Annotated in this window: 10 protein-coding genes; all 10 read right to left on the bottom strand. The window is 41.8% G+C overall.

Features of this window, described 5'->3' with window-relative positions; genetic code table 11:
* Positions 1–151: 151 nt before the first annotated feature.
* The 10 genes from BM098_RS08020 to dhaK all read right to left on the bottom strand — a co-directional run bounded on the left by BM098_RS08020 (position 152) and on the right by dhaK (position 14,306).
* On the bottom strand, positions 152–3,271 hold the full coding sequence (locus tag BM098_RS08020) for a beta-galactosidase, LacZ type (RefSeq protein WP_089832187.1): 3,120 nt from the start codon (positions 3,269–3,271) through the stop codon (positions 152–154).
* Positions 3,271–5,481, bottom strand: coding sequence for an alpha-galactosidase (locus tag BM098_RS08015; protein ID WP_089832186.1), 2,211 nt, complete (start codon positions 5,479–5,481; stop codon positions 3,271–3,273). Before BM098_RS08015 ends, BM098_RS08020 begins: the two co-directional genes overlap by 1 nt.
* 82 nt (positions 5,482–5,563) lie before the next feature.
* Complete coding sequence (locus tag BM098_RS08010; protein WP_089832184.1) at positions 5,564–6,391, bottom strand: carbohydrate ABC transporter permease; 828 nt, start codon at positions 6,389–6,391, stop codon at positions 5,564–5,566.
* Entirely contained in the window at positions 6,388–7,260 is an 873-nt protein-coding gene (locus BM098_RS08005) for a carbohydrate ABC transporter permease (RefSeq protein WP_089832183.1), read from the bottom strand. Before BM098_RS08005 ends, BM098_RS08010 begins: the two co-directional genes overlap by 4 nt.
* A gap of 100 nt (positions 7,261–7,360) precedes the next feature.
* Positions 7,361–8,671 (bottom strand): ABC transporter substrate-binding protein, encoded by a 1,311-nt coding sequence (locus BM098_RS08000; RefSeq protein WP_089832181.1) that lies wholly within the window; start codon positions 8,669–8,671, stop codon positions 7,361–7,363.
* Positions 8,672–8,866: 195 nt separating this feature from the next.
* Positions 8,867–10,636 (bottom strand): sensor histidine kinase, encoded by a 1,770-nt coding sequence (locus BM098_RS07995; RefSeq protein WP_089832179.1) that lies wholly within the window; start codon positions 10,634–10,636, stop codon positions 8,867–8,869.
* On the bottom strand, positions 10,633–12,135 hold the full coding sequence (locus BM098_RS07990; RefSeq protein WP_089832177.1) for a response regulator transcription factor: 1,503 nt from the start codon (positions 12,133–12,135) through the stop codon (positions 10,633–10,635). The genes BM098_RS07995 and BM098_RS07990 overlap by 4 nt, the downstream gene beginning before the upstream one ends.
* Positions 12,136–12,362: 227 nt before the next feature.
* The gene (gene dhaM, locus BM098_RS07985) at positions 12,363–12,731 is read right to left on the bottom strand and encodes a dihydroxyacetone kinase phosphoryl donor subunit DhaM (RefSeq protein ID WP_089832175.1); all 369 of its coding nucleotides are present in this window, start codon (positions 12,729–12,731) and stop codon (positions 12,363–12,365) included.
* Positions 12,728–13,312: a dihydroxyacetone kinase subunit DhaL gene (gene dhaL / locus BM098_RS07980; protein WP_089832173.1), complete on the bottom strand. Its 585-nt coding sequence runs from the start codon at positions 13,310–13,312 to the stop codon at positions 12,728–12,730. Before dhaL ends, dhaM begins: the two co-directional genes overlap by 4 nt.
* A gap of 13 nt (positions 13,313–13,325) precedes the next feature.
* The gene (gene dhaK / locus BM098_RS07975) at positions 13,326–14,306 is read right to left on the bottom strand and encodes a dihydroxyacetone kinase subunit DhaK (RefSeq protein ID WP_089832171.1); all 981 of its coding nucleotides are present in this window, start codon (positions 14,304–14,306) and stop codon (positions 13,326–13,328) included.
* Positions 14,307–14,344: the final 38 nt, after the last annotated feature.

Below are 14,344 nucleotides of genomic sequence, written 5' to 3'. Positions count from 1 at the left end.
ACTATTATCTTAACCCTTTTCCTCAATAAATTTCAACTCTTCATAACGTTCCAACCCTTGGTATATCAACGAAAATTTTATACTTTCCTATACTATGAAAAAAGACACCCAAAATGCGTGTCTTTTTTCCTTTCATTTTATTTGCCTTAACTTAATGACTGGATTCTGCCACTATGAATGTAGCGGACAACCGATACGTATGCGTTGGGTAGAGTGTAAATTCAGGATGTGTTTTTTGCCCCCATGAATCATCGCCTCCAATTCCCATCTGACAGGCATTAACTGTCATCACCGTTTCAGTCACTTCAGGTAACAGGTGGTGATGCGTTGCTCGTTCTAGTTGGTCACTTCGGTACGGTAAAACACTCACTTCAAACGGTGTTTCGCTTGTGACTATCACGTCTGATGCGTTATTTGTAACGTTGATACGGCGGACATCGATTTTATTGCCGCATGCCTGTGGTTTTAAATACGGCACGATTTGGTCTTTAACATGTCCGGTATAATGACCAAATAACTGAGACGTGTAGCGGTCAATATACGACTCTTCTGGTCCGCGACCAAGATAGTCTAATGTTTGATAGTCTTTTGTTAGGCCAAAGACAAGTCCAACTGCTGGTATTTCAGGTAACGCACGATTCGGTGTAAACCGGTAATCCATCGCGATTGTCCCGTCCGCTCGAATATTTAAGTGCAGACTTGTCTCACTATCAAGCAGTGCTTTATAGCGGTGTGTGATGGTGACATTGACTGCTGTTTTTGTCGTGTCACAAGTAATGGATTGTAACGTCATCGTGTCGGTTGCGTCTTTAAAACATGCACTTCGCTTATCTAAACCATTCCCCCGGTCATTATCTGTCATCGCGCGCCAGAAGTTCGGTTTTACTGGGCTTGTTAGAATGTTTTGTCCGTTTCTTGATAGCTCAGTAATCAAACCTGTCTCAGTTGAAAGTGTGATGGCGATGGCCTCATTCTGAATCACCATCGTTTCTGCTGTTTCACTTACTGATAAAGGCGACATGTCTGTTTCTATTATTTCTCTCACAACTGGCATTAGCTGATGTGGTAACCCAAACTGATCATAGGCAACACAATCACCTTTAGCCGCAAAAGCAGTTGCTTCTTGATAACGCATGGATACATTTATATGATAGCTCTCTTTCATATGTTCTGGTAAGGTTGGATCAAATGTCACGGTGATTTGTTCACCCGGTGCACAGTCAACGGTCGTCGTCTCTGTTTTTACAATATCTCCGTCGACTAACCAATCAAATCTTAGGCTATAGTCTTTTAAGTTCGTAAATAAGAACCGATTTTCCAGCGTCATTTCACCCTTAACAGTATCTACTAACGTAAACTGAACCGGTTGATATTGACGTTTTACTTCTGCGAGTTTTGGTGTTGGGCGCCCATCCGCAAACACAATCCCATTCCCGCTAAAGTTACCATCATGTGGCGACTCACCAAAGTCTCCGCCATAGGCAAGAAATGGTGTGCCGTCTGCACTGTAGTGCTGTAACGCTTGGTCTTTAAAGTCCCAAATAAACCCGCCTTGTAGAATATCATACTGATAAAACAAGTCTTGATACTGATTAAAGTTACCGAGTGAATTCCCCATCGCATGCGAATATTCACAGAGAATATACGGCTTTTTATTTGGCGCATCACTTTCGGCATATTGTTTAATACCCTCTGGCGAAATATACATCGTACTCTCGACATCACTCGCCTTCTCAGAGTCGCGGTAATGGAATACCCCTTCATAATGAACGAGACGAGATGGGTCTTTTGCTTTAAAGTAATCGTGCATCTTAATAAAGTTATCACCACCGAACGATTCATTACCGAGTGAGTAAATTATGATCGATGGGTGATTTTTATCCCGCTCTAACATACTTTCCGCTCGGTCTAGAACGTTTTCGGTCCATTCTGGGCGACTGCCTGGGACGGTATCTTCTAGTGTTTGTTGGCCGTAGTACCATGAGCCGTGTGTTTCTAAGTTCACTTCATCAATGACATATAGACCGTACACATCACATAGATGGTACCAATACGGATGATTCGGGTAGTGCGAGGTTCTGACCGCATTAATATTAGCTCGTTTCATCGTTAAGATATCTTCAAGCATGTATTCTTTTGTGACTGCACGACCGACATCATAATGAAATTCATGACGGTTCACGCCTTTAAAGACAATCCGTTCACCGTTAATTTTCATCAAGCCGTCTTTTAATTCAAACGTACGAAAACCCGCTAGGTGCTTCTCTGATACGTATACATCCTTTTCCGGTTCTTTTAAACTGACTGTCACCGTATAAAGATACGGATGTTCCGCTGACCATTTCTTCGGCGCATCAACAGCGGATTGGAGTGTCACAGTTTCTGTACCTTCTGATATCGTCACAGTCTTCTCAAGTGGCGCGTCAAAAACGGGGACATCCCCGTCATAGAGATTTACAAGACACGTTACCGTACGTTTTTCATCGCTATAATTTCTAAGGGTCACATCAATATTAAACATTCCATTTTGATAATGCTCGTCAAGCTCGGGCTTAATGAATGTGTTATCAATATGAACAACCGGTTGACGATAAAGGTACAGGTCACGGAAAATCCCACTTAAGCGCCAAAAATCTTGGTCTTCTAGCCAGCTCGCATCAGACCAACGATACACTTCTAATGCAAATAAGTTCTCTCCTGCTTGTAAGTAAGGGGTCACATCAAATTCACTTGCGGTAAACGTATCTTCACTGTAGCCGACGAAATCACCATTGATCCATAAGTAAAAGGCTGACTCCACTCCTTCTAGTCGGAAATAGACCGGTTCATTCATAAAGTCGTCGGATAAGGTGATTGTTTTACGGTAATGACCGACAGGGTTATAGTTTGTTGGCGCAAACGGCGCTTTTATATCTTCGTGTTCAACCCAAGGATAGGTCGTATTGCTATATTGCGGGTAATCATAGCCTTCTAATTGCCAGTGACTTGGAACAGTAATCGGTTTAAATGCCGACGGGTCATAGTCTGGCTGATAAAAACTGTCGAGTTTCTCACTCGGATTTTTGACCCAGTAGAAATCCCACTCACCGCTAAGTGATAAATAGCGATTTGATTGTTCTTTCTCACTTTTTAGGGCAGCTTGTTCTGAATCAAACGGCATATGGTCAGCCGTTAACGTACGACGGTTTAACTGGAAAATATCAGGGTTATTGTTCCACTCGGGATACCCGTTTACTGGTGGTGTATAGCTATATTTGGGATAACGTTTCATTATGCTTCCTCCATTAAATTAAAGTGTAAGAGATAGGCGCGGGAATCACCGGCATCGCTCCGGTCAATATGACGGTCGAGTTCGATACCATGATACATCAGCTGATCGCCGTAAAAAGTATGATCAGTACCGACTAAATTGTAGCGTCTATCTGGTTGTAAATCTGCTAGTTTCAGTTGTCTAAAGCCTGGGTTTGGCACTGCTTTTTTTTGAATATAGGTGACGATGACGTCCGTCCCGCTTTCAGAAGTGAATTGCCAACTCGCATGTATTGGGTCGCTAAACGGGCTAATGAGGCGCGTCATTTTACCGAACTGGACCATCGCTTGAATGTTTTTGTACGTACTAATTTGCTTACGAATAACTGCTTTTTCCTCTTCAGTTAATTGACTCGGGTCGAGCTCATACCCAAGCATCCCGCTAAAACTAACCACACCTCTTGTATCAAGTGGCGTGATGCGTCCGGTTTGGTGGTTTGGTACCGCTGAGACATGGGCCCCCATCATTGATGCTGGATAGACAAGTGAGGTGCCGTATTGAATCTTGACGCGCTCTAATGCATCGGTATCATCACTCGTCCAGGCTTGTGGTGCGTAGTACAACATCCCCGGGTCAAACCGGGCCCCGCCCGCAGCACATGATTCAAATAACACCTTAGGGAAAGCTTCTGTCAGTAACGCATATAACCGGTACACACCGAGGATATAGCGGTGCCTAAATGATGCCTGATCATCTGCGCTGAGCGTTGTGGAACCTGCTTCAGTAATAAACCGGTTCATGTCCCACTTCACATAATCGACATTTGCTTCTGTGAGGCGGGCTTTGATTAACGCATAAATATAATCAACTACTTCATGATTCGCGAAGTCTAACACGTATTGATTTCGGCCAAGGCTCTTTGGATGATTCGATACCCCAACAACCCAGTCGGGATGGGTGCGAAACAAGTCTGACGCTGGAGAGACCATTTCTGGTTCAATCCAAAGACCAAATAGCAGGCCGAGGTCATGGATTTTATCTGATAGTGACGTTAACCCAGCCGGTAACTTGTCGTGATCGACAAACCAATCGCCAAGTGAGGTCGTATCACTGTTACGTCCTTTAAACCAACCATCATCTAAGACAAATAAATCTACCCCTAACTGTTTTGCTTCCTTTGCCATCTTAAGTAGCTTCTGTTCATTAAAGTTAAAGTAAGTTGCTTCCCAGTTATTGATTAACACTGGCCGTAAGCGGTCCCGCCAAGCCCCGCGGGCTAAGCGGGTGCGATACAGTTTATGATACGTTTGACTTAATTTATTGAGACCTTTATCTGAGTAGACCAGCACCGCTTCTGGGGTGGTGAAAGTCTCTTCTGGTTTCAGTTGCCAGTTAAAATCAAATGGATTAATACCAATCATCACCCGGGTCGTATCGTAATGATCGACTTCCATTTGTGCTAAAAAGTTGCCACTATAGACGAGGCTAAACCCGTATGCCGCACCGCGATGTTCCGTTGTCTCAGGTTGTACTAATGCGATAAACGGATTGTGTTGCGGTGAACTCGCCCCCCGAGTTGACTGGATGTTTTGCACACCTAAATGAAGTGGGGTGCGTTTAATATGGCGCTCACGCGCCCAAGAACCGGCGAGTTCCAACCAGTCCATGTTAGATTGATTAAAATCAATAGCTGCACTCATCAACTGATTAATCTCAACAGGTGCCTCGCCGTGATTTTCTATAGTAGCATGTCTAGTGATGACAGGTGCGTCTTTATAAATCGTATACGTCAGACGTAAGCTTGATTGAATCACCTCATCTGTTAAGGTTATAACCAGAGTGTCTGCCTCATCACTCGATTCAACATAGGTGGCAGGAAGTCCTGGTAACTTCTCTTTGCCAGCTAGTATGTCATAGCCGGTATAAGTAAACTTACTCACCCGACTCCCCTCAGGTGTTGTTAACTGCAGGGCCGGTAAACGAAAATCACTCCGAGAAAAGCTCGGATACTCTTGTCTGATGACGTCCATTGATAACGCAAAGTCCGCTTCGGTGCAACTGTTATCTTTCACTTCGGTATAAAATAACTGACTAAAATCATCGACATGGCGTAAGCTTTTTCCGTAATACAACTGCGCGAGTTCTCCATTTGGTAAGACGTTAAAAAGATAACTCACATCCCGGTTTGTTAAATGGAATGTGAGCGTCTTTTCATTAACATAAATGGCCATCAAATTTCCTCCCTTAGCTCTAATTATTTATCTAAAAGTGTAAAGTATCGTTTCATTTATTCCTTTTTTTAGTTGATGCTACTTACCCTTTAACAGATCCCATCATACCCGCAACAAAGTGTTTCTGCATAAAGAAGAACACAAGCGCTGTCGGTAACGTCGCAATCGTAATCGCTGACATAATCATCCCGTAATCAGGCGCATAACTTGAACCTAAGTTTGAAATCAATAACGGGATTGTTTGATTACTTGGTGACTGCAAGACAACGAGTGGCCAGAGGAAGTTATTCCAGCTATTCATAAAGGCAATAATCGCAGCCGCTGCGTATGTTGTTTTCATCGTTGGGACAAAAATTCTAAAGAAAATCCCAATTTCACTGAGACCATCAATCCGACCCGCTTCAATTAAATCTTTTGGAAACATCTTCGTGTTTTGTCTAAAGAAGAAGATAAAGAACGCTGTCGTAACAGTCGGTAAGAATGCTGCTGCTAATGTATCGATCCCTATGATCGGTGCCGTCTGTGAGATCCGGCCGAATAACCGGTAAAGTGGAATCATAATGGATGCGAAAGGAATCATCATCGATAACAGTAAGATGTTAAAGACAATATCTTTTCCTTTACTGCGGTACATTTGAAAGCCATAACCGGCGAGTGAGGCAATAAACAGGGTAAAGAATGTTGATAGAACAGCAATAATCGCACTATTAGTCAGGGCGGTTACTATATCAACTTGGTCAAATAATTGACGTAAATTCTCAAATAAATATGTGCCTGGTAGTTGTCGCCCCTGGGTGACATCGACCGATTTATTTGTCATACTCACAATCATCCAAAAGAATGGATAGATTGAGATAATCGTTGCGATGGATAAGAAAAGATAGATAAGTGTTTTTTTCAGTTTTTTCATTCTTTTTCACCTGCCACTTTAAATTGAATTATAGAAAGAATGACAACGAGAATCACAATCACGTATGACACCGTCGCAGCATAGCCGAAATTTGGTGTGTACTTAAACGATAAGTCATAAATATATTGCGAAATTGAAATCGTTTGAATCCCCGGGCCACCACTGGTAATATTGACAACTTCATCAAATAGTTGAAGTGTCCCAATCGTTGACGTGATCGTGGTAAAGAGAATAATAGGTTTAAGCATTGGAATCGTGATCTGAATAAATTGTTGAAAGCTGTTAGCCCCATCAATCCGGGCTGCTTCATAAATCGATCGATCAATATTTTGAAGGGCGGATAGATAAAAAATCATATTATAGCCTGTCCATCGCCACGTAATCGCAAGGATAATAACAACTTTTGCCCAAACTGGATCTGAAATAAAGGCAATCGGTTCACTAATAAGGTTTAAGTTAATTAATAATTGATTGACAATCCCGTCAACACTAAACATATATTTAAAAATAACTGAGTAGGCAACAAGTGAAGTTACTGCTGGTAAAAAGATGGCGGTTCTAAAGAAACCACGGAATTTTAAATTTGGGTCATTCAAGATGACTGAGAAAAATAAAGCGAGGACAATCATCAGTGGCACTTGAATCATTAAATACGTCATCGTATTAATCAGCGCTTGTTTTAAGGTTGGGTCATTCAGTAACCGGCTCCAGTTATCAAATCCAACATATTCTAAATTGGCGCCCATTCCCGATTGGAATGATAATAGTAAGGCATCGAACATTGGGTAAAAATAAAATAAGGTTATAGCTACGACAGATATAAGAACAAATAACCAACCGATACTATTTTTATTTGTGAGCTGCTTCATCGTTATCTAACTCCTTTTTTAAACAAAAGCCACAAGGATTATTTATCTCTTTTCCCTGCGGCTTTCGAGCATTCTTATTTAAGACTTAATCATTTATGTCTTAACGTAATTGTGTTTCAGCTTGAGATTGTGCGTTATTTAATGCGTCATTAACATCGGAACCATTCAAGTAGTTTTGCATTTCAACTATTAAGATATCATCAACAGCATACGTATGCATACCGTAGTTGACCGGTGGGATTTGTTCTGACCAAGTCGCAAAGTCTTGGATAATCGCCTGTCCACCGAAGAATGGATCTTCTTGTTCAAAAGCTTCACCTTTTGTACCTGGAATGTACGTACCAAGGGCACCGATTTCAGTCACTAAATCTGTATAGAATTGTTCATTTGAACCGAACGTATTCGCTAAAAATTCAGCCGCAAGTTCTTTACCGTCTTGGTTTAATACATACCATGAGCTACCACCAAGGTTTGATGTATTCGTAGCACCTTCAATTTCTAAGCGTGGAAGTGGTGCAACAGCCCAGTTACCTGATTGACTTGCTTCTGCTTTAACACTTGGTGTAATCCAGTTACCTGTTGGTACTGTTGCGACATCACCACTGTTGAAGGCACTAACAAATTGACTCCAGTCAGAGTTTAACTTCACGATATCCGCATCCATCATCTCTTTGTATAAGACAAAGGTTTCTTCAAGGGCTGGATTGTCCGCTAAGTCTGGTGTATTACCATCTTCTTCAAAATACCATTCGCCAGCCGATTGTAACATCATTCGGCCTAGACCAAAGTCATTCGGGTCAAGGGTGATCATGTCTTTTCCAGTTGCTTCTTTTACAGCTTTACCGATCTCAATATATTCTTTCCAAGTAATATTTGTCACATCTTCTAACGTATAACCGGCTTCTTCTAAGTAATCTGTTCTAACATATAAACCGCTTACACCTGTATCAAACGGTAAGCCGTAAATGTCACCATCGAAGCTTGTTGCTTCAATTTTATATTGAACGAAATCATCTGAATTGATATAATCTGTGATTGGATAAAACGCATCCGGATACGACTGTAAGAAACTTTGGGCGCGATAATCTTCAATTAACACAATGTTTGGCATACCTTGTGTTGTTCCTGATGATAACCCAGTATTTAGGCGCTGGATAATATCATCTTGTGCGTTTTCAATAATTTCAACATACATCTCACTGTCACCATCATACGCTTGATTCGCAAGTTCAAGTGCGCGGATATTAAAGTTTGGATCCCATGCCCAAGCAGTAACCGATTGAACACCGTCTGATGTTTCTCCTGAATCTGATTCAGTATCACCTGTGTCATCACTTGATGTGTCATCCCCACCACACGCCGCAAGAACGCCAAGCATTAAAATAAGTAGTAAAGCTAAAAACTTTTTCATAAGTAAACCCTCCTCATAATTTGTGTAAGCGTTTTCTTTTTCGCTACATCCTTAGTATAACGCCAAAGAAAAAAGACCGTTAGCACGATCTTTAGATAACACTTAGTCGAATTTTTAGATAGTACGACAGTCTTTTTTCTTCCTTACTTGTCTTTTCTTTAGAAGTTGGACTATTTTTATATCACGTGATTCGTTTCACGTTTTTTTAAGTAGCGGTAAGGTGACAATCACACGTGTGCCCTGGCCGGGTTCACTCTTGACGGTAACGTCGTACTGATTCCCGTACAGTAAATGAATCCGCTCTTGAACATTTTTCATGCCGATCCCAGAAAACATTTGTCTCTTATGGTTCACAACATAAGGGAATTGTTCTTTTGAGAGGGTCATCCCGTCGCCATCATCTGTCACTTCACAGTAAAGATCCTCGCCTTGTTTTCGGATCATGATTTGAATAAACCCTGTTTTCTTTTCATTAAAAGCATGGAAAAAGGCATTTTCAATAAACGGCTGTAACACGAGCTTAGGTAAGTGATACTGATAAACATCCGGCGCCACAAAGAAATTCACCCTGATTTGGTCACCGTAACGGGCTTGATTGATTTTTACGTAATGCTTCATATTATCTAACTCTTGTTCAACCGTGACCGTTTCACCGACTTCACCTAACGTATTTTGAAGCAAATTAATTAAGGCATGGATTGTCTCAATTGCTTCATCTGTCTGTTCATGGCGCACCATAAACTTGACTGTCGTCAGTGTATTGTATAAAAAGTGCGGATTGATTTGGTGTTGGAGCGCCCGGAGTTCAGCGTCACGCTGCTTCTTTTGAGATTCTACAACGACCGTCACGTATTGGTCGAGCTCATCGAGCGTATAGTTAAACGCTCGCGCGATTTGGGTCGACTCATAGCCACCTTCTTCTTTTAATCTTCTGGTAAAGTTATGTTTATTTAACTTTGCAATCTGTCTCACTAACCGGGTCAGTGATAAGGTAATGTGACGAGAAATCAGCCACGATAAGATCGTAGCAACCAAAACAATCCCGGTCATAATCAGCACAAGTTCTTTTGTGTTGATCAGATTACCAACAATCGTCTCTTGGTCGATTAGATTGACTAAATACATATCAAGACCCGTAATATAGGCCATTAATACATGATAGTCTGTCCCGTAAATCGACACGCTCTCTGTCAGTTCACTCGTCAGTGGATCACGTTCAATCATTATTTTTAACTGGTCAAGTTTGTTCCCTACCCAACTGGATTGATTACTTGATAACACGACGCCTTCTTTATTCAGTAGGACCATCGAGTTTTCTTTTGTCGTATAGCCTTCATAAAAGGTTCGTAGTTCTTTTTCTTTAATTGCGACATAACTAAAGCCATAAGTGCCTGAGGTAAACTGGTTGGTGAGCGCTTTACCGGCAACAATGAGTGGCTCATTGTCTGTTTCTACCATCGCATAATGGATACTATTTGGTTCAGTTGTTAATTTGTTGTTGAACGACCAGCTTGATAATTGGTCATAAGTCACTGGCCAGTAGGAGTAATTCATATTATATAAATCCTCATATGGACCAAGTACCATCAAATTCGCCCCTTCTGGCTGAATCCGCTCGTAGATGCGGCGAATTTCTGTGACAATGTCATAAGCATTTTGGGCATGATTAATCGAAGAAGTCTCGTCAATTGCTAACACACGCTTGATTGTACCTGAACTCTCTACATCCTGAAGTGCACTAACAACAGCAGACGTATAGTCATCAAATCGGCGCTTTGATTCTGAGATAATGCGTTCATTTGTGAGACTGAATGTATCCATAAAGTACGTCGTTGAAATTCTAAGCGTACTGACACTAATCAAAATCGCGACTAAAATCACACTAAGTAACGTCACCCCGAACACTTTAAGAAATAACCCATTCCGGTAGAGCCAATCTTTTAAATTAAATAATAGCGTACTCATCGCTTAGCTTCTTTCCGGTAGCGACTAGGTGATTGCTTTGTTTTCTTTTTAAATACCTTACAGAAATAGCTATGGTCGTGATAACCGACCATACTACCGACGTCCGCAATCGTTAAATCAGGACTTTCTAACAGTTCTTTTGCCTTAGCGATTCTAACATCGGTTAAGTAGTCACTAAAGCCTTTATTTAAGTGCTGAGAAAAATAACTGGATAAGTACGACGGATTAAAATGAAAATGGGCACTTAAATCAGTTAGTGACAATGGTTCACTGTAATGGTTATCAATATAGGCGAGGAGTTGGGTTAAATGATCCTCTTCTTTTGTAGTAACAGATAAGGCTTCAGTCAATTCATTGTAAAACTGTTGGAAATGAAAAGACGCTTCAATAAGTGTTGCACTATGATTAATCGCATTAAAGTATTGATACTTTTTCTGTTCGAAGTGATCGTGATTTCCAGCCGTTTCAGTAAGAACGACAACCATATTGAAAACAATATTACCGAGTAAATTCTTGACTTCATTCGGTTCTGATTGATAGGCGTGTTTTACCCGCATTAAATAGTCATCAAGATAGCGCAAGGTGACGTCGAATTTTTCTTGTTTAAAGAGCGTCAAGAAGATACTCAAATCAAATGGCTTCTCACACGGTTCGTGTGGTGGCAAATCCTCAAATTGAAGACGCACTTGTTCAGATAAAAAGAAATGATAGCGGCGTAATAATTTAATTTCGTCATATAAACGTGCGAGGTTACCTGCCTGGTCACTGTTTGTGGACTGAAGTAAACTCATTGCGCTTACGTCCATCGCTTCAGTAGCTTTTGATATTGCTTCATTTAACACGATAGCGTCACCATAAACGAGATAAAGCGTATGGTGGTCATCTTGTTCTAATTCAATTGAATCTAGCGCTGTGAGACGCTCAATTGATTGCAGCGGCATTTCATTTGAAAAATCTGACCGCCTCACTTCAACAAACATAAAGTCTCTTCCAGCTAAGTATAGATCAAGCTCAGCTATGTCTGACTCATGGTGATACTTTTTTAAGACCTTTTCTATTTTTTCCTTAAGTGAAACATCTGGTTTATCTGGTTTTGATGCATGGCCTTTTAAGGCCACTGTTTTTTCTACCCGCTTTAATGTCTCTAACAACACCTCACCATCAAGTTTAGGCTTTAATATATAATCACTCACACCATGTTTAAAGGTATCTCTTACATAATCAAAATCGGCATAACTGCTTAAGACAATTACTTCAATGGTTGGGTACTCAGCTTTAATCGCTTTAATTAGTTCTGTCCCATTCATGACCGGCATCACAATATCGGTGATGACAATATCGGGTTCTAACTCATCAATCAAGACGCGTGCTTCCTCACCATTTGAAGCTTCACCGATGACTTCAAATCCTTCTTTTTGCCAGTTAATATAATGCAAGATGCCTTGTCTGATTAACCGTTCATCGTCGACTATCAATACTTTTGTCAGTGACTCATGCATAATAACGCCTCCCCGTATACAAAAACTCTTTTCTAGTATAGCACGATTTTTACATGACCAGCATACTAAAGATGCGTTTTCAGATCATTGGTTTCTCGTCACCCAGCCCCCACCATTTCCTCCTTTTTTCTACCATACTACTCAGGTGATTGGGTGATGTTGATACAGTGAAAAAGCGAAGGTGAGCGTTCCCTTCGCCTTGCTAGCTTACTATTTAAAAACAGGTGTCACTTAACTTTTAACGGCTCAAGCTGGTCGTCAATCTCTGCTTGTTTATAGCCCCCTTGAATCAAGGCACAAGCTGTGTAGGCTCCTTCTATGAAGGCAGCATCGATAATAGTCACATCTTTATCGGTCATTTCACTGACCATCTCGAGTGTCATCTTGGCACTACCTAAGTCATAGAAACAATACAACGTATCACTGTCATTTTGTTCAATTGCGGCTTCAATTAACGCATAACTCGAACCAACCTCGCCGTCATCAGTCCCACCAGCATAAGTGATTGACACATCTGGCGCACTTTCTTTTAGTAACCGGTGAACACCTTCAGCGATGTGGTCGACGTGTGATGCTACAACAATGCCTAAAGTCATGCGAGCACCTCCTCAATCAGGGCAGTAAAGAGATAGCCGCTTGAGACAGCTCCTGGGTCAAGTGCACCCATTGAGCGCTCACCGACATAGGATGCCCGGCCTTTTTTCGCTTTAAGTGGTTTAACATCTTCTAGCGCTTGGTCAATGGTGACCTCAGTTAAGTCATCTTCATGTAAGGCCGATGTGACGGGTTGCCACATATCAATCATTGTCTTATCACCAACATCTGCTTTCCCCCGGTGTTTAATTCCGTCAAGACCCGCCTCAATTAACGTGCTTAACTCACTTGTTTCTTTTGCGGTTTTGGCCATTGCCATAAAAGCTGAGCCGTACAATGGACCCGAGGCACCACCGACTTTACTAATCAGTGCCATCGCCGCTTGTTTTAATACCGCCTCGAGACTATCCTCTGTAACACTCCCGAGCTTGTCTTTTACTGCTTCTGTCCCACGGGCCATATTAGAGCCATGGTCCCCGTCCCCAATCGCTTGGTCTAGTTCACTTAAGTAGGCTTTATTGTCCGTCACTTTCTGATGAAAGTTTAATAGCCACCTTTTTGCTTGTTCATGTGTTAATTCCATTTTTATTTCCTCCTTACCAATTCAAGACATCGACCGGTGAAGTGAGTGCGGCTTGATATGTGTCACTGTCTAAGTCAATCACCGTTAGTGATAACCCAGCCATATCAATGGACGTCATAAAATCACCAATCTTTTGAAACACAATCTCAACGTCATAATTTTTCAGTTCATGGACAACATCCCGGTAAAAGACATACAGCTCTTGAAGTGGGGTCGCACCGAGCCCATTCACCAACAAACCAATCTTCTTCGTGTCTGTTTTTGTTTCCATTAACTTCGTGACCAATTCATTTGCGATCGCACGACTTTGTTTTAATTCACTCCGGCGATACCCCGGCTCACCGTGAATCCCAACACCATATTCCATTTCATTCTCTGCTAGTGTGAAGCCTGGTTTACCAACTTCAGGCACCGTTGCACCGGTTAAAGCAACACCGAGCGTATCGATATGAGCAGTGAGTCTTTCACCTAATTCTTTTAATTCCGTGAGCGTTTTTCCTTCGCGGGCATAGTGGCCTAAAATTTTATGAACAAGAACGGTCCCTGCGACGCCACGTTTACCCGCGGTATACGTACTATCTTCAACCGCAATATCGTCATCAACAAGCACTGACTCAACGGCGATGTCTTCCATTTCGGCCATTTCTTTCGCCATATCAAAGTTCATCACGTCACCCGTGTAGTTTTTAACAATCAGTAACACCCCGTGTCCAGTGTCACTCGCTTTAATCGCTTCAAAGATTTGATCAGGTGTCGGTGAGGTGAACATTTCACCGAGTACCGCTGCACGTAACATGCCATCGCCTACAAATCCGGCGTGCGCTGGTTCATGACCACTGCCTCCACCTGAAACTAACCCAACAGTCGCTCGTTTTTCTTTCTCAATCACAACCCGCGTATCCGTAATACCCGTAAGAAAGTCACTATGAGCAAGTAGCATTCCTTCTAATAACTCATCGACAACCGCATGCGGTTCGTTGATTATTTTCTTCATTGTTTGTCCTCCTAGATGATTCAGCCGAGACCTATTGG

Source organism: Halolactibacillus halophilus (assembly GCF_900115605.1).
Classification (GTDB): Bacteria; Bacillota; Bacilli; order Bacillales; family Amphibacillaceae; genus Halolactibacillus; species Halolactibacillus halophilus.
This window is presented reverse-complemented; position numbering and strand designations above follow the sequence as displayed.